The organism is Paenarthrobacter sp. NPDC090522, from assembly GCF_044769225.1.
GTDB lineage: Bacteria > Actinomycetota > Actinomycetes > Actinomycetales > Micrococcaceae > Arthrobacter.
Genome location: NZ_JBIVXL010000033.1, coordinates 1 through 22202, shown reverse-complemented (window position 1 = coordinate 22202; position 22202 = coordinate 1). Strand labels below are relative to the sequence as shown.

Here is a 22202-nt window from a genome sequence, read left to right as displayed (position 1 = left end):
CAACGCGTTCGCCATCACGTTCGCCGGACGGTTCGAAAGAACCACCAACTAATGAAAACCGCCGGAACCCACACACCGTATATCGGACAGACCCGGTGCGTGCTTCTTCGGTGGTGTTGGTTTCCAGTGGTGCCGGCTTCGTTAGTGCTTGGTTGGGGTGTTTGTGCCGGGGCAGCCCCAGGAGTGGGGGTTTTCTTCGCAGGTGTCGGCGACGAGGGCTGTTTCTGTTTTCCATACGTGAATGGTTTTGGGTGTGGTGGTGAGGGTGAGGGTTCCGTTGATGGGCAGGGGTGGGCCGTTGTTGACGGAGTAGGTGCCGGTGTAGGTGGTGGTGAGGGTTGTGGGGTAGTTGCCGGTGGTTGTGTAGGTGTGGCTGGTGCGGGTTTCTGTGGTGAGCCAGGTGTTGGCGGGGATGGGGTAGCCGGTAGCTGGGGTGGGTCCGAGGGTTTGGCCGTCGCCGAAGGTGTAGGTGTGGGTAGCGGGTGTTGCAGTGAGGTGGACCGCTTGGCCGAGGATGGTGGTGTCGAATTGCTGTTCGTTGGTGGTGGTGTAGAAGTTGGTGGGTCCGCCTTTGAGGGTGTTGGGGAAGGGTTGGGCTTCGAGGGTTCCGGGGTTGACGGGGAGTTGTTGGAAGTCGGTGAGGATCCGGGCTGCAATATCGGCGAGGACGTTCTGGGGTTCTGCTGCGTAGAGACACGTTGGTTTCCCGGAAACAGGTTGCCAGTCTGTGTAGGTCGGGTTGGTGATTCCCTTGGGTGCTTTCATCCATATGACCGGCGAACCCTTTTCGCCGCCGGGCGTGATGGCTGGGCATTCGAGCGTGAGGCAGCCCATTTCCTTGGCGCCGGGGCCACCAAGCTGACAGCGGTGGTCTGCTTTGTATTGATAGGGATCATCGGCGGCGTCAGTGGACCCGGTTCGGCGAGTTGACTTTCCGGTCGACGGATCGAACTCCCAGGTAGACCCGACATCGAGGGTTCCGGCCGCTTTATTTGCCGTGGCCCACTCGTTCGATCCGTCTGCTATCGCGCCCGGCGCTGACACCGAGGTCAAGAAGCCATACAAAATCACGGCGCCAACGATTCCATGTGCCCTTCTAACGAATGACACCTGTATCAACAACCTTCCATCCCGACTGGAAGGACGCAACAATCACGAACGCGTCATTGCTGGGCGGGTCCGATAGTCGACCGGGTGAGCCATCGGCGTTGTAGTAAGAAACTGCGTCCTGAACTACTTGCACGGTCGCCTGGTGCTCTTCATCTTCGACATTCCAAATAACGTTGACACTTGGTGGTGAACGCGTCCACCAACCAGCCAGCGGCCATTCGTGTAGCCATCGGATGATGCCCTTTGGAAGTACGCGCAGGGCTGACACTCGGGTGTGCTGAGCGAGCGGAGCTCCGAAATGTCGCCTGTTTCATTAGCGTAATTGCCGACCGCGTACCAATACCGGATAAACGCCTCCAGCCCCTCCTTGGTGTTCTCCTTCGCCAGAGCAGGCATCACCGGCACGGGCACGTTCTGGGCCTTGCCCGTTGCATCCGCTGGCTTGTATGGGCCGCTAGATGTGAGCGGGGGTGTCCGGGTCCCTGCCTCCGACGCGCTCGAGGCGGGTGTCGCCGTCGTCGTGCTCGTTTCGGGAGGTGTGCTGCCGCCTTGGCAACCGCTCAGCAGCACAAGAGTTGCAACTCCGACGGCGACGGACCGGAAATGGGCATGCGGAATTAGCGCAAATGAACGGCGGAACATCAGACTCCCCAGTGACTGTTTTGGCGTAGTGCCCGTCAGTCTAGGCAGGAGGGAACACAAGAATCACGCAGCAATGAGGGCCCTGTGGATAACTCCAGGGCAGGAACTACCCTCGCAGCTTCTCCATGTCGCGGCGGTCTTTCTTGGTGGGACGGCCTGCACCGCGGTCGCGCTGGGGGAGGCCCAACGCGGGAAGAACCGGCCGCGCAGGCGTGTGGTCGGTGAAGCAATGGGATGCAGCCTCGGCGCCAACGCGTTTGGCGATGAGCCGGCGTACCTCAAAGATCCGCTCCCATCCGGACTCTCGGACCCGGATGGTGTCGCCCACAATCACGGTCTGCGATGCCTTCACCGGATTGCCATTGAGTCGCACGTGTCCAGCGCGGCAGGCAGCGGTCGCGGCGGAGCGGGTCTTGTAGGCGCGGATGGCCCACAGCCAGGCGTCGACCCGGACGGTCGCGGGGGAGGATGGCAGGCTGTTCATGATTCAGTCGAGTCTAGCGAAGGGCGGGAGGTCACGAAACAGCGGGAAACCACTCGAGATCGCCGGAACGCTCCAGCGAACAAGCAGGCTTCCCGCGAACGCTGCGGCCAGGCACCGCGAACGCGGCGGCCAGGTCCCGCGAACGCTGCGGCCAGGTCCCGCGAACGCTGCGGCAAGGCAGCCCAAGAACTACCGAACCGTCACCTCAACCCGCTGCGCCATGTTGTTCCCCATGCCCTGGTAGTTCCACACCTGCTCACGGGGTTGCAGCGCGCCGGAGGAGTCCATCGCCCGGCATCGCAGCACGTGCTCGCCGGGCCTTGCCACCCACACCATGGACCAGGATCGCCAGGCAAAGTCGCCCAGCGGATCATCGAGGTGGGCGGGCATCCACTCTCCGTCGATCCCCACCTCGACTCGTTCAATTTCACCGTGCCCGGACCACGCCTTGCCACGAATCATCACGGGACCCGCGTCCACCACCCGGCGCCGCGTGAAGAAATCGGGGATACCCGGAGGAACCATCAGCGACCGAACCCTGATGTGCGAAACGGGAAGGCCCGGACCGTCAGGGCCCTGCAGATAGTGATAGGCGACCGCTTGCTGGTATCCCATGAATCGCGACGTCACAGCCTCGATCGACGTCAGCCACTTCACGCTCGCCATCCCGTACCAACCCGGCACCAGCAGCCGCACAGGGAATCCGTGTTGCGGCGGCAGGGGCTGCCCGTTCATCGCATAGACCAGCATGACTTCCGGATGCCTGGCCTCCGCTACGGTCAGGCTGCGGGCGTACTGCTCTTCGGCACCTCCCTGGATACCGCGGTCCGCGCCGGTAAAGACAAGTTCGACGGCGTCACTCGCCAACCCCGCCTCCTCCAACAGGGGTGCCAAGGGAGTCCCGGTCCATTCGGCGGTGCCCACGGCGCCGAGCGTCCATGGCTGGCTGAGGGGCCGGGGTTGCAGGAGCGCCCGCCCGTTTCCTGCGCACTCCAACGTCACGGGCATGGTCACGGCAGGTCGGGCTTTGAGGTCTTCTAGGCTCAGTTCTAAGGGGTTGGAGACCGCCCCGCCAAGCCGTAACCGCCAGGATTCCGCGGAAAGGAACGGCACGTCGAAGTGGACCAGCAGGTAGTGCAGGCCTGCCGGGGTGATGTCCTCCTGCAACGCTTCTATTGGCATGGAGTGGTTGCGCCCCGCGAGCTGGAGTTCTTCGTGGGTCAAGGCGTCTTGCGTCGGCTGGCCTGGAGTGGCTGCGACGCCACGTTCAATATGGGGTGTGGACATGGGCGGCGGCGTTCTACTGGTACCTGACGCTGCGGGCGTGACGCCTCGGCGGGACCAGCAGCACTTAGGTCAAGGATCACGCCGCACCCGAATGCCGTCAATAGCCCGTTGCGAGGCCCGCTGAACGTTTCAAACAAGCGGGCAAGCACGCAGGGCGGGCCACACAACGCAAGGAGACTACCGGCGTCGGAGTTCCGGATACTCCAGGTGCGGGGCCACGGTGCCGGCGTCGCGCTCCAGGAAGTTGACGGCGGGAGCAACGATGTCGTCGATTTCGTCCAGGACGGCCTCACTCAGCACCACGTCGGCGGCCTTCAGATAGTCCGTCAAGTGCTCCTCCGTGCGCGGCCCAATGATCACACTGGTCACCGCGGGGTGGTTCAAAGCGAAAGCAACGGCGAGCTGGATCAACGTCAGCCCGTGCCGGGCGGCGAGTTGGCCCAGGGCATCGGCGGCGTGGAGCTTGCCTTGGTTGAAGGGCTGGGTGACGTCGAAACGGCCCGGCAGCGCGGAATAACGCGAACTCTCCGGCTGGCCGGCGCCCACCCGGTAGCCTCCGGCGAGCCAGCCGCCGTCGAGCGGTCCGTAACTTAAAACCCCGACGCCGTACTGCTGGGTGATGGGGAAAACGTCGCGTTCATTGGCGCGGACCAGGAGCGAATAAGGGACCTGGTCCACCACGGGCGGGGTGAGGTGGTTGGTGTTGGCGATCCACTGCGCCTCCACCAGCTGGGCGGGGCTGAACACGGACGTGCCGTAGTAGAGAATCTTGCCTTGCCGGATGAGGTCGTTGAGGGTCGTGATGGTTTCCAACAGGTCCGTGTTGTAGTCCGGCCTGTGCGCTTGGTAGAGATCAATCCGGTCCGTGTTCAAGCGGCGCAGGCTGTCCTCGACGGCCCGGACAATCCAGCGGCGCGAATTGCCGGCGTGGGCCGGGTTGGAACCCATCTGGCCGTGGAACTTGGTGGCAAGGAAGACGTCGTCCCGCCGGCTGTGAATGGCCTGTCCCACCACGGTTTCGGCCTCGCCCTGCGAGTAGATGTCGGCGGTATCGATGCTCGTGATGCCCGCATCGAGTGCGGCCTTGATAATGCGGATGCTGTCCGCGGGGCCGGTGGGTGCGGTTCCCGTGCCGAAGTTCAGGGTGCCCAGGGTCAGTGGGCTGATCAGGGCGCCAGTGCGTCCAAGCGTCCGTAGCTCATTGAGGCTCATGTTGGCTTCCTGTGGTGGGTCTGGATGTCCCATCGAGGCTACACAGCGGTGCCGTGGGCAGAAACGCAAGCGGTAGAACTTCTTCGTTTTTCGTCTCGTGGAGTAATGGAACGAGCCTTACTTCGCGATATTTCTTGACATTCGGCAATACAAATGACGCGGGAATCAACAAATATGGAGCTTCTGTGGATCGCGTGAATTATGGGAAATGAGTTCAAACGACGCACGAAGGGGACAGCGAAAATGACGCAGACAACAGTGGAAGAAACCGCCGCCATCAAGGCTGCCTTTGCGCAGTTCCCGTCCGGCGTGGCTGCGTTCAGTGCGATGGTGGACTTCACCCCGGAAGCGTTGGTGGCGTCATCCTTCACTGTGGGAGTGTCCCTGGAGCCGCCGCTGGTGATGTTCGCCGTCCAGAACTCTTCTACTACCTGGCCGAAGTTGCGGCAGGCGGGCAGGCTTGGGGTCTCCGTGCTGGCGGAGGGGCAGGAAACCGCGGCACTCCAGTTGGCCTCAAAAACCCGTGATCGCTTTGAAGGATTGTCCACCAGCGTCGCCGACTCGGGCGCGGTCCTGATCGACGGCGCTGTCCTCGGGTTCGAATGCGAAGTTGTTTCGGAGACGCCGGCAGGGGATCACGCGATTGTGGTGCTTGAGGTCAAATCGACCACGGTCAACCACGAATCGAAGCCGCTGATCTACCACGGCGCCGCTTTCAACAGGCTGGCCGCCTAGCAGTCAGGAGTTGCGGCTCGCGCCGCTCAACGAACCTTTACGAATGGGGCTCGGAGACTTTCCGTTCTTGGAAGTCTTCGGGCCCGATCCAGTGGCGCCGTTTGTCTTTCCGGCAGATTGGGCTGTCTTGGCGGCTTCGGGCTTTTTCGCTCCGTTGCCCCCGGATGAATCCTTCGTGGGCTTGGCTGCCGACGCCGCGCTGGAGTCGGGGGCGGAACCGTTCCCCGTGGAGGGGTTGGCGGGCGAGTCGTTCTCATCGATGTCCCGGACCGTCACCTTGATGGCCGGCGGCTGATCGGCCTTGGCCCGGGCGGCCGCGCGCTCGTCGGCCTCCGCCACGGCGTCTGCCCAGTCCTTGGCCAGGACCGGCGGCTCTTTGGCGGCGGCAATGAGCAAGGGGTGGTGGGAGGTCTGGTTTTCCACCGCATCCTTGACCTGTTCAGGGTTCGGCAGCTTTCTGGGATCGATCGCTGACTTCCACGCGCCGTCCTTGACGGCCGCGGACGCCTCTGCGATCCGGCGTCGGGCATTTCCCAAGAGGTCGCGCTTCGGCGGGGCGGGAGCAGGGGGCGTTTCCACCACGAGCGCCGGTGCCGGTGGCGTCGAAGGGTCCGCCACGGCCGCAGCCGCGACGGCCTCAACCTGGGCGGTGTCCGGATGGGGGCCTGTTCCCAGCTGGTCCAGCGGGGATGCGGCCGCCTCTGTGGCAACCTCTGCGGGAATCACGACGCCGGGACTCACCTCCACTGGTCCACGCGCCGGACGACGGGGCAAGCGGACGATGGGAGTGGTGTCCTTCTTGGGGAAAATCCCAACCATGGCAAGCAGGACAATCGACAACAGGCGCCCCACTCCAGCCACAACCAGGGTGATGATGATGACCAACCCGAGTCCCAGGAACATGAGGACAGCCATCCCCAAAGTACCCAGATACGTCAGGTTGATGGCGAGTGTTGTCGGATCCTCCACTTAGCCTCCCCTGGCCGTCGTTTTGTGATGCGCGCGGTGCCCACCCAGCTTGCTCCATCCAGCCTACGGTTCAGCACTGACGGAATCACGCGCGGCTCAGGGGTCTGGCGCGGTTGTTTCGAAGCTGTTATACGGCGTGGGAAAATATGTTGCGCAGCTCTCATTTACAGACTCGGAAAGGGGCATTTTGACGCCTGATACCAGCCGCCTCCGCAACGGCGCTTGCCCCTGCCTGTCGGGCGAGCAGTACCCCGCTTGTTGTGGCCGCTTCCACAGCGGCGACGCCGACGCGCCTACTGCAGAACAGCTCATGCGTTCCCGGTATTCAGCTTTCGTCGTCCTGGATCCGGAGTACCTGTTGCGCACATGGCACACCAGCACCCGCCCGGGATCGATGGAGCTGGATCCGGACATACAGTGGCGCCGCCTGGACATCCTGGGCGCCACTGGCGGAGGTCCGTTGGACACGGAGGGCACCGTAGAGTTCGCGGCCCACTACAGGCACGATGGCCAACGCGGAGTCCAGCGCGAGCACAGCCGTTTCGTCAGGGAAGACAAGCGTTGGTACTACGTGGACGGCGACGTGCTTTAGCCTTACGGCCCGCTACCGATACTTCCGGTGCAGGTTCTCCTTGGCGGACTCATGCGGTGACGCATCCGCGATCCACGGCCCTGTTCCCTCGGACTGGTCCAGCACGCCGGCCTCGAGCCAGGTGTAGTCGCCGGCGAGGACTTTGCGCGAGAGCCCGTGATCGGCGTCGTCCGTGTTGCGCCAGAGTTGGTCGAAGTACTCGTCCACCCGCACCCTGGCTTGCTCACAATAGGCCTCGGCCAATTCGAAGGCGGCGGCGCCTTGTTCCGGGTGCGTCCGCAGCATGTTCTCGGCCCGGGAGCAGCACGCAGCCATGGCAAAGAGTTCGGCCCCGATGTCAACAATCCTGCCAAGGAACGCTTGCTTGTGCTCAAGTTTCGCCTGCCAGCGTCCCATGCCGTAAAAGGTCTGCCGCGCCAGCCGCCGCGAAGACCTCTCCACGAACCGGAGCTGCTTGGCGAGCCTGCCGAATTCGCCGTAGGACCGCGGATCCATCCCGGCGCCGGTCACAAGCTTGGGCAGCCAGCGTGCGTAGAAACCTGAAGCCCCGACGGCGGCCCTCGCCTTGTCCTGCAGGCTCGCATCCGCTGAGGCGAGGTCGCCGGCAGCGGCAAGGTGCGCGTCAACGGCTTCCCGGGCGATCAGGAGCTTCATGATCTCGCTGGATCCCTCGAAGATCCGGTTGATGCGGAGGTCGCGCAGGAGCTGTTCGGCACCTACGGCCCGTTCGCCGCGAGCCTCGAGGGAGTCCGCCGTTTCGAAGCCCCGTCCACCGCGGATCTGGACCAATTCGTCGGCGATCCTGCAGCTCAACTCCGTGGACCAGAGCTTGGCCAAGGCTGCCTCGATGCGGATGTCCCTGGCACCTGCGTCGGCCATCTCCGCGGACAACTCGAAGACGGCCTCCAACGCAAACGTGGTGGCAGCGATGAACGCGATCTTCTTGCCTACGGCTTCGTGCTGGCCAACCGGCCGACCCCACTGGGTGCGTGCGTTGGACCATTCGCGGGCGATCTTGAGGCTCCATTTGCCGGCGGCAACGCACAACCCCGGAATGGAAAGGCGTCCCGTATTCAGCGTGGTGAGGGCAATCTTCAGGCCTTGGCCTTCGCGGCCCAGGCGGTTGGCGACGGGAACACGAACCTGGTGGAACCGGGTCACACCGTTCTCGATGCCGCGCAGGCCCATGAACGTGTTCCGGTTCTCCACGGTGATCCCGGGGGAGTCCATCTCCACGACGAAAGCGGAGATGCCGCCCTTGTGGGTGGTGCCGTTCGCATCGGTGTGGGCGGGGACACGGGCCATGACCACAACGAGTTCAGCGATCACGCCGTTGGTGGTCCATAGTTTCACGCCGTCCACAACGTAAGAACCGCCGTCGTCGGACAATACGGCAGTGGCGCCCATCCGGGCGGGGTCACTGCCGACGTCGGGCTCGGTGAGCAGGAAGGCAGTGACGGCTCCCGCGGCGCAGCGCGGCAAGTACTCCTGTTTTTGTTCCGGGGTTCCGAAAACCTTGACTGGCTCCGGTACGCCGATGGATTGATGGGCCGAGATCAGCGCTCCGAGGCTTGGATGCACGGAACCGATCAGCGCCAGGGCACGGCCGTAGTACACCAGTGATAAGCCGAGGCCGCCGTATTCGCGGGGGATCTTCATGCCGAAGACGCCGAGGTCGGCGAGCCCGGCCAGGTAGTCATCGGGCACCTTGGCCTCACGTTCGATCACCCGGCCGGACATGGTCCTGCAGAACGCCTCAAGCTTGGCCATGAACTCTTCGCCGCGCTCAACATCCTCCGCTTTGGCTTGTGGCCAGGGGTGGATCAGGTCCAGGTCGAAGCTGCCCAAATAGAGTCCCTTGGCGAAGCTGGGGCGGTTCCATTCGGTTTCGCGAGCGGCTTCGGCGACGGCGCGGGCTTCCTCGGCGGTGGCGTTGACGCTTGCTGCGGAGAGACTGTTGTCAGTGGCGGACGTCATGGAATAACTCCTCTAGCCGGTTGTGCCGGATGGAGCCAGGGTCCGCCTCGGGTGGGAACCCTTCAGCTGTCCCTCAATGCTACCCGCGGGTAGCTTCCCGTACCAGTGGAAACCTGGGGCTGGAACTCCACCGGAATTTCCACCTGTCCGGCGTGGTGGACCAGGCTGTCCCAGGCGAAGTTGATGCCGTGGACCAGGCCTCCGAGCACGCTCTTGACCACGTACCAAACGAAGCTCAAGATGCCGATGAAAACTATTGCGGCCACGGCTGCCGCCGCGATGAACGCGACCAGAAGTGCAGCGAAGCCAAGCGTTCCGATAAAGACGTATGTTCCGGTTTCAAGCGCAGTAAAGTCGAAGTTCATAGTGCCCCCCTATGCGACAGTGCGTGGGTAGACGCGGCGTTGCCGGCGTCGATGATCTGACCTTAGGGCTGGCGGCCCTTCGCGGCCAGCAGGGAAACGCTGTTGATACGGGATCGAAACCATACCGCACGGTAGGTCACGGAAAGGGCACGACGGCGGCACGCACTCGGGCGCGCGGCCCCGCCCAACTGGGTCGCAGCAGTGCGCGTTTTGACGGTTCAAAACGCGCACAACTGCGACTTACTTGGGCGATGACACTCTGCGTTAACCTTGTACGGGGCAGTTTTCGCTGCCGGTCAGGTTTCGCAGCAGCTGAAGGAGAGTAGTTGTCCCGTTCAGCCATGTCCTCCGCCGACGCCATCAGTGCCCGGCTCCGCGACCTCGAACAGCTGACCAAGGGACCTGCCTGGGCGCTGACCCGCTCGGCGCCCTGGGTGATCGCCGTTCTCCAGGCCTCCTTCACCCGCACCCGGCCGCAGCTTCCGCTCGAAGAGTTCCATGCCGACGTCGACGCTTTCCTTGAGCAGCTCCGCCGCCAGGACCCAACGTTGGGCGGCCAGCAAAACGGCAAGGCGTTTGGCGACGAATGGACGCGGAAGCAGTTCCTGACGCGCCGCAACCAGTCCGGCCAGATCGTCTATGAAGTCACTGAAGCCGCGGCCCGCGTGCTCGCGTTCCTGGACAGCCTCTCCAGCGAACGCTCCACCCTTAACGGTTCCCGGCTGGGCACCTTGCTCGGGGACGTCGAAAAGCTCGCCAACGAGACCAACCCGGACCAAAGCGCACGCCTGGAGGCCCTCGAGGAAGAGATCCAGGAGCGGCAGCAGCTTGTGGAGGACATCAGCTCGGGTGAGTTCGATGGTCTTCTTGACGATGACGAAGCCGTAGAAGCAGCCGGCAACATCCTGGACCTCGCCGCGAGCCTGCCTGCCGACTACAAGAAGATGCGTGACCGCATCGAGGAACTGGTGGGCGAGCTGCGCAACCAGATCATCGAGGAATCGCTCAGCAAAGGCGCCACCATGGCCCAGGTGCTGGAAGCGGACAAGCGGCTCCGGCAAAGCCCGGAAGGCCGTACGTTCCGTTCCTTCACGGCGTTCCTGGAAGACCCTCAGCAGCAGTTGCGCTTCCGCTCAGCCATCGGTGAGGTGCTGAGCCGCCAGTTCGCGGATGACCTCTCGCACGAGGACCGCGAAACGCTGAAGAACCTCGTCGCCGAACTCCGCACCCAGCACAGCCAGATCCAGCGGATTTACGGCAAGCTCTCGGAGAGCCTCAACACGTACATCCAGAGTGACGATGTCCGTCAATCCGTGAGCCTGCGGAAGGTCCTCGCCGAGGCCGAGCATGCCATCAGGTCGCTGCCCTACGAACGCGACCGGCCCGGATTGGTTCCCGGCCCCGTCCTGTACAACGCGGGCTTTGAGTCCCTCGCAATGGTCAAACTCTTCGACCCCGACGAGTTCGCCACTCCGCCGCGCCTGGCCGACCCCATCGCCTTCAGCGACTCGGACCGCGTGAAGTCCGCCCGCACCGGAAAGGCGAGGCCCGCCGTCGTGCGTGCCGCCATGGCCGGTTCGGCCACCATCGGCGAGGCGTGGGAGAACCTGCCACGCGAAGAACGGCACATCAACACTGTCCGTTCCCTCCTGTCCATGGCGCTGCAGTCAGGTGCGGCCTTTGACCGGGCCACGTGGGAACACATCGACTTCGAACAAATCGACGGCAGCATCCGCACGGCGTACCTGCCGGTCGTCTCGCTGAATGAGGATTCTGATGACTGAGGAAATCACGACGACGGACGCCACCTTGGAGGAGGACGTCACCGACGAGGCTGCCTCCGCTGGTTCGGTTCCCGTTGAACACGCCGCGGACCCGTTCCGGATCACCCCGCGCGACACGTTCGTGGACGGTGCCGCGCTGTTCCCCGGAGACACCGGCGTCCTGCCGATGAAGGTACGCCACGCCTTGGTCAAGCTGCTCAAAGGTCCGTACATCGACGGCGGCCGGGACGAGAAACTGTGGACCACCCTCCTGGACAACCAGATGATCCTCCGCAGCCGCCTCTCGGAGCTGTTCCTCACCCTTCAGCTTGACCATGACCGCAAGATCGCAGTCCTGCGCCCCGTTGATCCCGAGATCATTGGAGCCAGCTCGCGTTCGAGCATCCTGCGGCAGCAAAGGGCCCTCAGCCGCGTGGAAACAATCGTTTTGCTGCGCCTGCGCCTTCTTTTGGACCGCCACGTGACAGCCCAGACAGACCCAAGCATCACCCGCGAAGAGATCTCGGACCTCGTGGCGAACTACACACCCGCCGGCCAGCAGGACGCGTTGCGCGACTCGGACGTAGTCACGCGCACCATCACCAAGCTCCTGGCGCGCCAACTCCTCCTCCCCACCCCCTTGGACGACACCTACACCATCAGCAACGCCTTGCCCCTGGCCCTCCCGTTCGACAACATCGGCGACATCCCGGCCCACATCGAGTCTTTGGTAGCAGTAGCAGCCGACGAATCAGGGACAGAGCCGCTGCTGGAGATCTCCGATGCTGGCGAGGATGACGACGCCGATGCCGCCCCCGCCGCGGACTCAGCCACCTCCGACGGCGAAGGAGCAGCCAAGTGACGATCGCAACCATGCTCCCGTTGGGAGAACAGACGAACCCGGGCCAGATGCGCCTGGCACTCGTCCAGGTGGTCAACTGGGGCACCTTCCATGGCGCCCACACCATGCACGTGGACCGCAACGGCACCCTGCTTACCGGTAACTCCGGTGTTGGCAAGTCGACGTTGTTTGACGCGATGCTGCGCGTTTTCGATGCCCGTCCCCGTTCCAACGAGGCCGCTGCCCAGCGTTCGGGCGGTGCTGTGCAGGACAAGAGGACCACGTTCACCTATATGCGCGGCAAGGTGGGTGACAAGGCTGTCGGCGATGGCTCGGCCAGTGCTTTCCAGCGCCCTGGTGCCACGTGGTCCGCCGTCGCACTGACGTTTGATAACGCTGCCGGCACTAAAGTGACGGTCTCTGCGCTTTTCGACCTGCCCAAGAACGGCACGGAGTCCAGCGTTGGTCGCTTCTATGTGATCGACAGCAAGCCCCTGGACCTGGAGGCCATTGAGGGCATCGCCCAGAAGCGTTTTACCAAGGGAGCGCTGGAGTCGATCTTCCCCGAAGGCCAGGTGTTCGACGTCCACAAGGCCTTCGCGGAGAGGTTCCGCAGGCTCCTGGGAATCAACTCGGACCAGGCGCTCCCGCTGCTTCGCGTGATCCAGGCAGGCAAGGGCCTGGGCGGCAGCGTGAACACGTTCTTCCGCGACCAAGTCCTCGATGCCCCGGCCACGCTGGCCGCCGCCGACGATGTGGTGGAAGAGTTCAGCAACCTGATGTCCATCCGCCAGCGACTGGAGGACGTCCGCCAGCAGCGCGACCAGTTGGCGCCGGTTCCCGGGCTGAATAAGGACTACGCACAGGCCCTCGTGGACGCGAACCGGTTGCGCGAGCTCGCCGGGGAGGAGTTCGTCGCTTACAAGCAGCAGCTCGCTGTCACCGTCCACGCCAAGACGCTGGCCCGGTTCAAGGAGCTGGCCCAGTCAAAGGCCCAGGAGCTTGCGGCCGAGCGGACCGTGCGGGACGCATTGGCCAAGGAACTGCGTGAGCTCGAGTCGGACTACAATAACCGCGGTGGCAACGCGATCTCCGCCATTGAGCAGTCTCTGGAGAATGCGCGGGTGGGTCTCAAGCTCCGCCAGCAGGTGGAGGAATCCGCCAGGAAGGCGTTGAGCGATGCCGGCCTGGACCTGGAATGGTCGGCGGAGGGCTGGGACCAAGCCCACGAGCAGGCTGCAGCCCGATCGGCCGCTTTGCAGGATGATTCGGAGTCACTGAAGGAGCTCCGCTTCGAAGCCTTCGATGCGCACGCCACCAAAAAGCGCGAACTGGCAGCGGCCGGTCAGGAGCTCTTGTCGCTGCGGTCGCGCAAGTCCCTCCTGCCGCCGTCGAGCATTGAGAACCGCGCGGCGATCGCAGCGGCGACCGGCGTTCCGGAAGAGCGGATGCCCTTCGGCGGCGAACTGATCGACCTCGCGGAAGGCCAGGAGCAATGGCGCCCGGCTGCTGAGCGCGCCCTGCGGAACCTCGCCACCACCTTGCTGGTTCCGGGAGAGCACTTTGCGGCGGTGACACAGTACCTCAACGACAACACCGTGCGTGGGGCCCTCCGCGCCGTTGATGTGTCCAAGCCACTGGCCGGCGGCGCGCTGGCTGTGGAGGACGTGTCCGACGGCGACCTCTTGACCAAGTTGAGCATCCTCACCTCGGGTGCCAATGCGGACGCAGGGGAGTGGATCCGTGAGCGGATTGCGATCGACTTCGCGTACCCATGCGTGGAGGACCCCGATGAGCTGGCCTCCCTCGACAAGGGCTTGAGCCTGGGCGGCGTGGTCAAACGCAACAGGCACACCGTGGAGAAGGACGACCGCTTCACCAGCCGGCAGGATTACGTGCTCGGCTTCGACAATGCCTCCAAGCTGGAACTCGTTGCTGCCCGCGTAGGCGAGCTGGAAAACGAGCTGGCCAAGGCTGCCGAACTTGCCCAGAGCCGCGAGGATTCGCACCAGGGAATGGCCCGTCAGCTGGAAGCCCTCCGCCGCGTGGCCGAGGACGAACGTCCGTGGGAACAGGTTTCCGCGGCTGTTGCCGCTGACGAGCTGGCCCGGATCGAGCAGCGCCTTGCCGATGCACTCGCTGCCCAGGCCGACCTTGAGCCCCTGCGCGCCAACATTGAGGCCGTACGGGAAAAACACCAGTCCTCCACAGGTTCTGCCGCTGTGCTGCAGAGCGAGTACAAAGCGCTCGATCATCAGATGACCACGGCTGACGGCCTGCTGGACGCGGCGAGGTTGAAGCTTGAGCAAGCACCGCCGTCGGGCTCCACCGTTGCGGCACTTGAGCCGTACTTCGCCGGCGCCGCGGACGTTTCCGAACTCCACGAGCTGGACAATCTGGCCAACGGCGTCCGCAACACGCTGCTCGACGAGCTTCACGCTGCCGAATCGCGGGGGCAAGCCACAGCTGAACGCCTGACGCGCATCTTCGAAGCGTTCGTGCGCGACTGGGGCAGCGCCATCAGCGCCGACCACGGCACCTCGATCGGTGCAGCCGGTGACTTCGAGTCCCGGTACCACGCGATCGTAAACGACGGCCTGCCCGCCCAGGAAGCCGAATTCCGCCTGTTCTTCAACCAGCGGACGCACGAGTCCTTCAGCACGCTGTTGCACCTGCTCGATGAGGAACGCCGCACCATCACCAGCCGCATCCTGCCGCTGAACGGGATCCTGTCCGACGTGAATTTCCACGAGGGCAGCTACCTGGAGCTGGACATCAAACAGACGCTGCCGGCTACGGCAAAGCAGTTCAAGGATGCTATCCAGAACGCTTTGAAGGCGAAGCACACCCGGCCGTCCCGCAATGCTGCGGCCGCAACGGAAACCGACGAGGATGCCGAGCTCACGGCCCGGTACAAGTCGCTCGAAACCCTCGTGAAGCGGCTCGGCTCGCAGACGCCCGAAGACCGGCGCTGGCGTGCGGAGGTGCTGGACGTCCGCGGGCACCTGTTCATCCAATGCAAGGAACACCGCGAAGTGCCGGGCAAGACCGGCAAATCGGGCAAGCCGAAGACCGAGGTTTTCATGCACGCCGACACCGGGTCCATGTCCGGCGGCGAACGCCAGCGTTTTACGGCCTTCATTATGGCCGCGGCGTTGAGCTACCAGCTGGGCATCGCCGAGCAGGGGTTCACCACTTACGGCACGGTGATGATGGATGAGGCCTTCGTGCTTGCCTCCGAGGAGTTTGCTGGCGCAGGCATCAAGGCGCTCCACGAGTTCGGCTTCCAGTTGCTGCTGGCGGCGCCCGAGAACGTGATCGATCTTTCGCGCCACCTGGGTTCCGTCACGGAAATCCTTCGCGACAAGCGCACCAACCGGTCCGGTGTCCTCACCGCTCCGGTCATTTCGGGCACAGGCGAGCCCGGCGCCTGGCGTTCGGAAGCCAATCCCGTGGACATCGTGCTCCGCTAGGGCCTCCGCCGCCCACCTCCCGCTTCCCGCGCCCGCTGGGCTGCCCGGGTTAGCGTTTGGACCCGCTCCGGACCCTGTCCAGAAACTGGGCAGTGCGGAACTCCAGCCCGGCGATTTGTTTGAGGACGACGGGGGCAGGATCCGGGTTGATCTCGTTAACCGGTGGTTCCTTGCGCACGTTGGCGCTGCAACCAAACTCGGCGCAGATCAACGTCCCCACGGTGTTGCCGTCCTTGCCGGATTGCCCGGCTTTCCTGGCGACCCACAGGTAGACATCGGCCTTGGAGAATACGTCCCGGCACAGTTCGCAGAGCACAGCCCGCTTCTTGCCGGAGCCACCCTCGGGGGCGCGGAGCATGATGCCTGTCAGCTTGCCGTTGGACGGCAGGACCAGGTACCCGCGTTGGGGCATTTTCTCGTCCCGCCAGCCCAGGAACTCCAAGGACTCCCACTCGATCGCGTCGAAGTCGCGGGGGAGGTTGAGCTTGGCGGCTTCTGAGCGGCTGGCATTGATGAACGACGAACGGATTTGTTGCGCAGTGATTTTCTGCATGGCGAAGCTTCTTTCGGAAATTGACGACGTCGGCAGCGCGCCTTGCGCTGCGTCATGGCACGAGAGGCGTCGATCACCTGAAAGGATTCGGGCAGGCTGAAGTGGCCAGGGATGGCTGGAGTTTGCTGTCCGGGTGTTACTTGGTTGGTGCCGACGCGTGGGGGTGTGCCAAGCAGGCCGATACGGCCACCTCGCCACCCATGGCTGCAGCAACTGGAACAGTGCGCACGCTCATCCCCTCGTCATTTCCTTGGAAGCGGTAGTCCGCTGCCGCTATCCTCCCAAACCTTCACCGGTGATGTCCACTGCGAGAGGGTTCGCCGGAAGAGGCGGTTCGGTGAGAGAGGGGCGGTGGGAAGGGGCGGTTCGGTGAGAGAGGGGCGGTGGGAAGGGGCGGTTCGGTGAGAGAGGGTCGGTGGGAAGGGGCGGTTCGGTGAGAGAGGGTTCGCCGGAAGGGACGGTTCGGTGAGAGAGGGTCGGTGGGAAGGGGCGGTTCGGTGAGAGAGGGTGTGAATTGGGGCACGCTGAACGGTATTTTGGCGTCATGAGGGGATTAGGCGACGCAAACGTTTCGTAATTATCGAGAGGCTAGGCTAGCCTTACTTAGGTTCGCATCACTTACTTAAGGAGTACCGTGGCTTCCCTTCTCCCACGCCGCGCCCTGCTGAAGACCGCAGGTTCTGCGACGGTCGCAATTGCCGCCGTCGCCCTCACCCTCACTGGCTGCTCCACTGGACCCGCCACTTCCACTCCGGCCTCCCAGCAGGCCGAGTCCACTGCCTTCCCCGTGACCATCAAGAACGTCTTCGGTGAGACCACCATCAAGGAACAGCCCAAGCGCGTAGTTACCGTTTCGTGGGTCAATGACGACATCGCGATCGCCTTGGGCGTTGTCCCGGTTGGTGTTCCGAAGAACGAGTGGGGCAACAACGACAAGGGCTCCACGCCGTGGAAGGACGCAGCCCTCGAGAAGCTCGGCGCCGGCTTCGGCACCGACAAGGCGCCGGTCCAGTTCTCCGAAGCTGACGGCATCAACTTCACCGAGATCGCCAAGCTCAGCCCGGATGTCATCCTTGCTGCATACTCGGGCCTGGAAGAGGCTGACTACAAGAAGCTCAGCGAAATCGCCCCCGTCGTGGCACAGCCGGAGCTCGCTTACGGCACTCCCTGGCAGGAAAGCACCACCCTGATCGGCAAGGCCCTGGGCAAGGAAGCCGAAGCCAAGAAGCTGATCGAGGACACCGAGTCCACCATCAAGGACAAGGTCTCCAAGTACCCGCAGATCAAGGACAAGACCTTCATCTACGGCAACCTCGAGCCCGCCAAGGGTGACGGCGTCAACGTCTACACCGCCATCGACAACCGTCCGCGGTTCCTCTCCGAGATCGGCATGAAGCTGGCTCCGGTGGTTACCGAGAACACCAAGACCAACAAGGACTTCTTCATCCCGTGGTCTGCTGAGAAGGCCAACGAACTGACCTCCGACGTCTTCGTCACCTGGGTTCCCGAGGCTGCTACCGCAGATGCCATCAAGGCCGACCCGCTCCTGAGCCAGATCCCGGCCATCAAGTCCGGCGCGCTGGTTGCCGACGCAAACCAGACCCTGACGCTGTCCATCTCCGCGTCGTCGCCGCTGAGCCTCCCGTGGGCTTTGGACACGTTCCTGCCTCAGCTGGGTGCCGCCGCCGACAAGGTCGCGGCCAAGTAAAGCAATGAAACTGAGTACGACGACGGCGGCTACCGCGGGGCGGGTTGGTGGCACTTCGGTGCCGGGTAACCAGCGAGGCATCGCCCCAGGCAGCGACACGGCCGGAAGGGGAACCCGGCCGCGGAGCGCAGGCAAGCGGACCGCTTGGCTGTTGGTCGCCGTCGTCGTACTCGCAGCTGCGTGCGCCGCATCGTTGGCGATCGGCGCGCGCGGGCTTCCCCTTTCCACCATCTGGGAAGCCATCACGCACTTCAACCCGGCCGACGGCGACCACGCGGTGGTTATCGCCCGCATTCCGCGCACCGTGCTGGGTCTTCTTGCCGGAGCGGCCCTTGGCTTGGCCGGCGCTGCGATGCAGGGCGTGGCCCGCAACCCGCTGGCCGATCCCGGCATCCTCGGCCTCAACGCCGGTGCTGCCTTGGCCGTGGTGGTGGGCATCTATGTCTTCGGCATCGGCTCCCTGACCGGCTACATCTGGTTCGCCTTCATCGGCGCCGCAGCGGCCGCCGTCGTCGTTTACGCCATTGCGTCCCGCGGACGTGACGGTGCGACGCCGGTCAAGCTCGCTTTGGCAGGCGCGGCGCTGAGCGCTGGATTGTTCTCGCTGATGAACGTCATCCTCGTTTCCAGCCAGGACACCCTGGACCGCTTCCGTTTCTGGCAGGTGGGAAGCATCGGCGGACGTGACTGGTCCGTCCTCCTGCCCGCCTTGCCGTTCCTGGTGATTGGCGCCCTGATTGTGGTGGGCGGTGGCCGCGTACTCAACAGCCTTGCCCTCGGCGACGACATTGCCCGGGGCCTCGGCCAGAATGTTGCGTTGTCCCGCGGCATCATCGGCCTGGGCATCGTGCTCCTGTGTGGCTCAGCTACCGCGCTGGCCGGTCCCATCGGCTTCCTCGGCCTGGTCATTCCGCATGCCGTCCGCCTGCTGACCGGACCGGACTACCGCTGGATCCTGCCGTTCTCCATGGTTTCGGCGCCCATCCTGCTGATCGTGGCGGACGTGATCGGCCGCGTCATACTCCTCCCGGGCGAAGTTCCCGCGGGCATCATGACCGCGTTGGTTGGCGCTCCCGTGTTCGTTTGGCTCATCCGCCGCGGAAAGGGGGCCGGACTGTGACCACCCTCAAATCCACCGCCGAGCCGGCAACTAATGGCAATGGCTCCGGCGAGCATCCGCATCAATCGCCATCCCGCCGCGCGTTCAGCCCCACGATCTTCCTGGTGCTGGCCCTCGTGGTGATGTTCGCGGTGTACGTCCTGCTGGGCAGCTACACCGTGACCATCCCCGACTTCTTCAAGATCGTCATCAACCACCTGACCGGGGGCGAGAAGATCCCGGGCGCCACCTTCATCGTCATGGAACACAAGCTTCCCCGTGCCATGGTGGGGACGCTGATCGGCGTTGCCTTCGGCCTTGCCGGTGCCCTCTTCCAGACCATGCTTCGCAACCCGCTGGCCAGCCCGGACATCATCGGCATCAGCTACGGAGCGAGTGCTGCAGCCGTCACCGCGATCGTGGTGTTCGGTGCTTCCGGCGCTGTAATTTCCGGTGCTGCCCTGGGTGGCGCACTGGGCGTCGCTGCCATCATCTATGCCATTTCCCGCAAGACCGGCTCCGGGTCCGGCAGCCGCGGCAATGCTGCCGGAAACCGTCTCATCCTTGCCGGCGTGGGCATCGCCGCAGCGCTCCATGCAGTCGTGAACTTCCTCATGACCAGGGCGGACATCCGCACGGCCGCGGATGCCCTGGTATGGCTCAACGGCTCGCTGAACTCTGCCAACTGGGAACGAACGGGCGTCCTGGCCCTTGCGCTCTTGATCCTCGTTCCGGCCGTCATCGCCCTCGCGGGACCGCTGCGCATGCTCGAACTCGGTGACGATGCTGCCGCTGGATTGGGGATCAAGGTCAACGCCGCGCGGCTGGGACTCGTGCTGACCGCCGTCGGGCTTGCCGCCGTCGCAACTGCCGCGGCGGGTCCCGTGGCCTTCGTCGCCTTCCTTGCCGGGCCTATTGCCCGCCGCATCGTCCGCAAACCCAGCCTTCCGGCGTCGGCCCTCACCGGTGCGCTGATTGTGCTGGCCGCCGACTTCTTTGCCTCCAACATCGCGCCGGTGATCCTCGACGGGACCGTCCTGCCGGTTGGCGTCGTTACGGGTGCCCTCGGCGCCCCCTTCCTTCTGTGGCTCCTGCTCACGTCGAACCGAAAGGAAGCCTGACATGGCGATCCTTAATGCCAAAGACCTGACGCTCCAATACGAGCAGCGGAAGGTGGTGGAAGGCCTCACCACGGAGATTCCGGAGGGAAAGGTGACCATGATCGTGGGCGCCAACGCCTGCGGAAAGTCCACCCTGCTCCGCGGCTTGTCCCGGCTGCTGAAGCCTGCCGGCGGTGCCGTGACATTGGACGGCAAGGACATCCATTCGCGCCCGGCCCGCGAACTCGCGCGGACCCTCGGCCTGCTCCCGCAGCACCCCACCGCGCCGGACGGCATCACCGTGCGGGACCTGGTGGGCCGCGGGCGGTACCCGCACCAAGGCTTCTTCCGCAGCTGGAGTGCCACGGACGACGCCGCTGTGCAGCGCGCGCTTGAAGCCACCGCAACGCTGGAACTCGCTGAGCGGAGCGTCGACGAACTGTCCGGTGGACAGCGCCAGCGCGTGTGGATCGCAATGGCCCTGGCACAGGAGACCGAGGTCCTGCTGCTCGATGAGCCCACCACGTACTTGGACCTCGCGCACCAGGTAGAGGTCCTGGACCTGGTCACGGACCTGAACCGCAGCCGCGGCACCACGGTGGCGATCGTGCTCCACGACCTCAACCTCGCGGCGCGCTACGCGGACCACGTGATTGCCATGAAGGGCGGCTGCATCGTCGCCGAAGGTCCGGCCCCGGTAGTGGTCACCGAGGAACTGGTCCACACCGTTTTTGGCCTGGAATCCCGTGTGGTTCCGGATCCGATCTCCGGCACGCCGCTGATCGTTCCCATTGGCCGCCACCACGCCCAAGCTCCGACACGTACCGAACATCACGCCCGTCACGCCAACGAACTGGAGATCGCCTCATGAGTGCACAACCCACCCGGGCCAAAGCGAGCGCCGCCGTGGAACCGATGACCCTGGCCTTCGACGTCACCGTCACGGCGGTCCAGGAACTGAGCCCCAACTTCCGCCGCATCACCTTCGGAGGCTACTCCCTTCGCGATTTCGGCGTGGCAGGGGACACCCTGGACCTGCGCGTGAAGCTCATGATTCCGTCCCTGGACGACGACGGCCGCATCATCCCGCTTCCGGAATTCAAGATGGACGAGGCCGGCTGGTACCAGGAGTGGCTCGCCATGGACCCCGCCGTCCGGGGCTCCATGCGTACCTACACCGTCCGGTCCGAGCGCCTCGACGCCGTGTACCCGGAAATCGACATCGACTTCGTCATGCACTTTGACGATTCCGGACACGGTGGACCCGCCGCCAACTGGGCAGTGGCAGCCAAGCCGGGCGATGCGCTGACCATCATCGGGCCCAACAACCGCGCAGCACAGTGCACTACCGCCGGTGCCTACGGCGGCATCGAATGGCGTCCAGGCCTGGCCCAGCGTGTGCTCCTCGCGGGTGACGAGACTGCCGTGCCGGCCATCAGCGCCATCCTCGAAAGCCTTCCTGCTGACATGACGGGCCACGCTTTCCTTGAAGTCCCCTCGGCGGCCGATTTCCAGGACATCAGCACGGCGGCCGATATCGAAATTACGTGGCTTGCCCGTGGCGCCGCGATTGGACGCTACCGCCCGCACGGTGAACTCCTCAAGGAAGCCGTGGCAAAGGCCGTCCCCGTTCCGGGTTGGGTAGGCCTGAAGGGTGCCGACGCAGCGGCCGGTCCTGAGCCGGAGGACGTCAACGTGGACCAGGACATCCTGTGGGAAACCCCACAGCGTATGGACGCCGCAGCCATCGAAGCCACCAAGAACCCCACCCTCCCCGCCGGTGCCCTGCCGTTCTATGCTTGGATCGCCGGTGAAGCCTTCGTGATCAAGGAAATGCGCCGCTACCTGGTGCGGGACGTCGGCATCGACCGGAAGCAGGTTGCCTTCATGGGTTACTGGCGCCAAGGCAAAGCGGAGGGCTAAGCGTTCTCCGTCGAGTCCGCCGCCGCGGCGGGTGGCCGGTTGGCTGGGTCCGCCCGCGCGGCGGCCGTCCTCGGCGTGCTGCTCCTTCGTCGCTTTGACGCACGCTGCCGGACGCCCTCCGCGCGGTCTCGTGCGTCCGTCCCCTTCCAACGCTCTCTCACCAAATGGCCCTTTTTGCTCAACGCTCTCTCACCATATAGCCATTTTTGCTCAACGCTCTCTCAGCATATAGCCCTTTTTGCTCAACGCTCTCTCGGTCGGTGAGAGAGCGTTGGGGGACTGTCTGAATAACGGTGTGTGGGGTCTGGCCTGATCTGAAGGAGACGGCCGTGTCTGAATCCACGACTGGGATGGCAGGGATGATGATCG

Annotated in this window: 19 protein-coding genes; 10 read left to right on the top strand and 9 right to left on the bottom strand. The window is 64.3% G+C overall.

Annotation, left to right across the window (positions count from 1 at the left end):
• Window positions 1-141 precede the first annotated feature (141 nt).
• The 5 genes from ACIQT2_RS23230 to ACIQT2_RS23210 form a co-directional block, all read right to left on the bottom strand.
• Complete coding sequence (locus ACIQT2_RS23230; protein ID WP_402951461.1) at window positions 142-1044, bottom strand: hypothetical protein; 903 nt, start codon at window positions 1042-1044, stop codon at window positions 142-144.
• Window positions 1045-1233: 189 nt separating this feature from the next.
• A complete protein-coding gene (locus ACIQT2_RS23225; protein WP_402951458.1) occupies window positions 1234-1506 on the bottom strand; it encodes a DUF6318 family protein in 273 nt (90 codons plus the stop codon).
• Between the two features lie 352 nt (window positions 1507-1858).
• Window positions 1859-2236: an RNA-binding S4 domain-containing protein gene (locus tag ACIQT2_RS23220; protein WP_400270185.1), complete on the bottom strand. Its 378-nt coding sequence runs from the start codon at window positions 2234-2236 to the stop codon at window positions 1859-1861.
• A gap of 189 nt (window positions 2237-2425) precedes the next feature.
• Window positions 2426-3523, bottom strand: coding sequence for a sulfite oxidase (locus tag ACIQT2_RS23215; protein WP_402951453.1), 1098 nt, complete (start codon window positions 3521-3523; stop codon window positions 2426-2428).
• Between the two features lie 177 nt (window positions 3524-3700).
• Window positions 3701-4735 carry an aldo/keto reductase gene (locus ACIQT2_RS23210; protein WP_400333663.1) on the bottom strand — a complete coding sequence of 345 codons (1035 nt, stop codon included), beginning with the start codon at window positions 4733-4735 and terminating at the stop codon, window positions 3701-3703.
• Window positions 4736-4978: 243 nt separating this feature from the next.
• On the opposite strand from ACIQT2_RS23210, the gene ACIQT2_RS23205 reads away from it, so the two are divergent.
• On the top strand, window positions 4979-5470 hold the full coding sequence (locus tag ACIQT2_RS23205) for a flavin reductase family protein (RefSeq protein WP_402951450.1): 492 nt from the start codon (window positions 4979-4981) through the stop codon (window positions 5468-5470).
• Between the two features lie 3 nt (window positions 5471-5473).
• Here ACIQT2_RS23205 and ACIQT2_RS23200 read toward each other — a convergent pair whose 3' ends face one another.
• Window positions 5474-6439: a hypothetical protein gene (locus ACIQT2_RS23200; RefSeq protein ID WP_402951447.1), complete on the bottom strand. Its 966-nt coding sequence runs from the start codon at window positions 6437-6439 to the stop codon at window positions 5474-5476.
• Between the two features lie 187 nt (window positions 6440-6626).
• Between ACIQT2_RS23200 and ACIQT2_RS23195 the strand changes: the two genes are divergently transcribed.
• A complete protein-coding gene (locus ACIQT2_RS23195; RefSeq protein ID WP_402951444.1) occupies window positions 6627-7031 on the top strand; it encodes a YchJ family protein in 405 nt (134 codons plus the stop codon).
• A 12-nt stretch (window positions 7032-7043) separates the two neighbouring features.
• Here the strand turns inward: ACIQT2_RS23195 and ACIQT2_RS23190 are convergent, their stop codons facing one another.
• Both ACIQT2_RS23190 and ACIQT2_RS23185 read right to left on the bottom strand, forming a co-directional pair.
• On the bottom strand, window positions 7044-9008 hold the full coding sequence (locus ACIQT2_RS23190; RefSeq protein WP_402951441.1) for an acyl-CoA dehydrogenase family protein: 1965 nt from the start codon (window positions 9006-9008) through the stop codon (window positions 7044-7046).
• Window positions 9009-9070: 62 nt separating this feature from the next.
• Entirely contained in the window at window positions 9071-9373 is a 303-nt protein-coding gene (locus tag ACIQT2_RS23185; protein ID WP_400333674.1) for a hypothetical protein, read from the bottom strand.
• Window positions 9374-9699: 326 nt separating this feature from the next.
• Here ACIQT2_RS23185 and ACIQT2_RS23180 point away from each other — a divergent pair, with 326 nt between their 5' ends.
• Genes ACIQT2_RS23180 through ACIQT2_RS23170 form a run of 3 tightly spaced genes read left to right on the top strand, consistent with a single transcriptional unit; the run spans window position 9700 to window position 15450 of the window.
• The gene (locus tag ACIQT2_RS23180) at window positions 9700-11157 is read left to right on the top strand and encodes a DUF3375 family protein (protein WP_402951438.1); all 1458 of its coding nucleotides are present in this window, start codon (window positions 9700-9702) and stop codon (window positions 11155-11157) included.
• Window positions 11150-11998 carry a DUF4194 domain-containing protein gene (locus tag ACIQT2_RS23175; protein ID WP_402951434.1) on the top strand — a complete coding sequence of 283 codons (849 nt, stop codon included), beginning with the start codon at window positions 11150-11152 and terminating at the stop codon, window positions 11996-11998. Before ACIQT2_RS23180 ends, ACIQT2_RS23175 begins: the two co-directional genes overlap by 8 nt.
• Window positions 11995-15450, top strand: a complete 3456-nt coding sequence (locus ACIQT2_RS23170) for an ATP-binding protein (RefSeq protein ID WP_402951431.1) — start codon at window positions 11995-11997, stop codon at window positions 15448-15450. Before ACIQT2_RS23175 ends, ACIQT2_RS23170 begins: the two co-directional genes overlap by 4 nt.
• A 49-nt stretch (window positions 15451-15499) precedes the next feature.
• Here the strand turns inward: ACIQT2_RS23170 and ACIQT2_RS23165 are convergent, their stop codons facing one another.
• On the bottom strand, window positions 15500-16003 hold the full coding sequence (locus tag ACIQT2_RS23165; RefSeq protein ID WP_402951429.1) for an FBP domain-containing protein: 504 nt from the start codon (window positions 16001-16003) through the stop codon (window positions 15500-15502).
• Window positions 16004-16637: 634 nt separating this feature from the next.
• Between ACIQT2_RS23165 and ACIQT2_RS23160 the strand changes: the two genes are divergently transcribed.
• From ACIQT2_RS23160 to ACIQT2_RS23140, 5 genes are all read left to right on the top strand, one after another.
• Window positions 16638-17711: an iron-siderophore ABC transporter substrate-binding protein gene (locus ACIQT2_RS23160; protein ID WP_400333688.1), complete on the top strand. Its 1074-nt coding sequence runs from the start codon at window positions 16638-16640 to the stop codon at window positions 17709-17711.
• A 4-nt stretch (window positions 17712-17715) separates the two neighbouring features.
• On the top strand, window positions 17716-18831 hold the full coding sequence (locus ACIQT2_RS23155; RefSeq protein WP_397326686.1) for a FecCD family ABC transporter permease: 1116 nt from the start codon (window positions 17716-17718) through the stop codon (window positions 18829-18831).
• Between the two features lie 122 nt (window positions 18832-18953).
• Window positions 18954-19931, top strand: a complete 978-nt coding sequence (locus tag ACIQT2_RS23150; RefSeq protein ID WP_402951456.1) for a FecCD family ABC transporter permease — start codon at window positions 18954-18956, stop codon at window positions 19929-19931.
• 1 nt (window position 19932) lies between these two features.
• Window positions 19933-20781, top strand: a complete 849-nt coding sequence (locus ACIQT2_RS23145) for an ABC transporter ATP-binding protein (RefSeq protein WP_397326685.1) — start codon at window positions 19933-19935, stop codon at window positions 20779-20781.
• Window positions 20778-21833, top strand: coding sequence for a siderophore-interacting protein (locus tag ACIQT2_RS23140; RefSeq protein WP_402951425.1), 1056 nt, complete (start codon window positions 20778-20780; stop codon window positions 21831-21833). Before ACIQT2_RS23145 ends, ACIQT2_RS23140 begins: the two co-directional genes overlap by 4 nt.
• Window positions 21834-22202: the final 369 nt, after the last annotated feature.

What these genes read in the sequence shown, in the direction of transcription:
- ACIQT2_RS23225 (WP_402951458.1), bottom strand. Translation starts at nt 1,506, where the DNA reads ATGCCTGCTCTGGCGAAGGAGAACACCAAGGAGGGGCTGGAGGCGTTT.
- ACIQT2_RS23220 (WP_400270185.1), bottom strand. Translation starts at nt 2,236, where the DNA reads ATGAACAGCCTGCCATCCTCCCCCGCGACCGTCCGGGTCGACGCCTGG.
- ACIQT2_RS23215 (WP_402951453.1), bottom strand. Translation starts at nt 3,523, where the DNA reads ATGTCCACACCCCATATTGAACGTGGCGTCGCAGCCACTCCAGGCCAG.
- ACIQT2_RS23210 (WP_400333663.1), bottom strand. Translation starts at nt 4,735, where the DNA reads ATGAGCCTCAATGAGCTACGGACGCTTGGACGCACTGGCGCCCTGATC.
- ACIQT2_RS23205 (WP_402951450.1), top strand. Translation starts at nt 4,979, where the DNA reads ATGACGCAGACAACAGTGGAAGAAACCGCCGCCATCAAGGCTGCCTTT.
- ACIQT2_RS23190 (WP_402951441.1), bottom strand. Translation starts at nt 9,008, where the DNA reads ATGACGTCCGCCACTGACAACAGTCTCTCCGCAGCAAGCGTCAACGCC.
- ACIQT2_RS23185 (WP_400333674.1), bottom strand. Translation starts at nt 9,373, where the DNA reads ATGAACTTCGACTTTACTGCGCTTGAAACCGGAACATACGTCTTTATC.
- ACIQT2_RS23175 (WP_402951434.1), top strand. Translation starts at nt 11,150, where the DNA reads ATGACTGAGGAAATCACGACGACGGACGCCACCTTGGAGGAGGACGTC.
- ACIQT2_RS23165 (WP_402951429.1), bottom strand. Translation starts at nt 16,003, where the DNA reads ATGCAGAAAATCACTGCGCAACAAATCCGTTCGTCGTTCATCAATGCC.
- ACIQT2_RS23155 (WP_397326686.1), top strand. Translation starts at nt 17,716, where the DNA reads ATGAAACTGAGTACGACGACGGCGGCTACCGCGGGGCGGGTTGGTGGC.
- ACIQT2_RS23150 (WP_402951456.1), top strand. Translation starts at nt 18,954, where the DNA reads ATGTTCGCGGTGTACGTCCTGCTGGGCAGCTACACCGTGACCATCCCC.
- ACIQT2_RS23145 (WP_397326685.1), top strand. Translation starts at nt 19,933, where the DNA reads ATGGCGATCCTTAATGCCAAAGACCTGACGCTCCAATACGAGCAGCGG.
- ACIQT2_RS23140 (WP_402951425.1), top strand. Translation starts at nt 20,778, where the DNA reads ATGAGTGCACAACCCACCCGGGCCAAAGCGAGCGCCGCCGTGGAACCG.